The sequence below is a fragment of the Streptomyces sp. NRRL B-24572 genome (genome assembly GCF_002156145.1).
Classification (GTDB): domain Bacteria; phylum Actinomycetota; class Actinomycetes; order Streptomycetales; family Streptomycetaceae; genus Streptomyces; species Streptomyces vietnamensis.
Genome location: NZ_MWIG01000100.1, coordinates 1 through 878, shown reverse-complemented (window position 1 = coordinate 878; position 878 = coordinate 1). Strand labels below are relative to the sequence as shown.

Genomic DNA, 878 nt, shown 5'->3' with positions numbered 1-878 from the left:
AGATCTGCCTGGGCCTGGAGGTGGGCGGCGTTCCGGAGCTGCACCTGCCCGGGGTCCGTACCGCCGAGATCTCCGGTCTCGTGAACGGGGCGGCGAAGTTCGATCTCGAGTTCCTGCTCCGCTCCGACGACAGCCGGCGCCTGCACGGCGCGATCCTCTTCGCGTCCGAACTGTTCGACGAGGACTCGGTACGGCGCATGGCGTCGGTGCTCGGCCAGGTGCTGGCCCAGGTGCTCGACGACCCCGGCCTGCTGCTGGCGTCTTTGGAGGTGCTGTCGGAGGCGGAGCGCGAGCTGCTGACCGGACCGTGGTCCGGAACCGTCGCCGAGGTGGGTGAGGCCTCCCTCGTCGAGCGGTTCGAGGAGCAGGTCGTCCGCCGGCCGGAGAGGACGGCCCTGCTCGACGGCGACCGTGAAGTCTCGTACGCGGAGCTGAACGCGATGGCCAACCGGTGGGCCCACCACCTGCGGTCCCGCGGCCTGGGCCGTGGCGACATGGCGGGTGTGCTGCTTGAGCGCGGGGTGGAGTTCGCGGCGGCGGTGATCGCGGTGGTCAAGACGGGCGCGGGTTACACCCTGCTCGACCCGGACTTCCCCGATGAGCGGCTCCGCTCGGCGGCCACCGACGCCGGCATCAGCCACCTCATCACCTCGTCGGCGCTCGCGGAACGCGTCGAAGGCCCCTGGGCCACCCATATCGAGGCCCCCGGCGAACTCCTCTCCCGCAACCCCGGCAACCTCGGCCTGCCGCTCAGCCCCGACGACTCCGCGTGCCTGATGTTCACGTCGGGTTCGACGGGCCGGCCGAAGGCGATCTTGTCGTCGCACCGGAACCTGGTCTCGACGGTGTCGGGTCAGACGTACGGGAACTTCGGCCCC

The 878-nt window shown here is 71.0% G+C and carries 1 protein-coding gene; it reads left to right on the top strand.

What is annotated here, in order from left to right:
* A partial coding sequence (locus CCN56_RS06400; RefSeq protein ID WP_143664442.1) for an AMP-binding protein occupies positions 1–878 on the top strand: 878 nt, incomplete at both ends.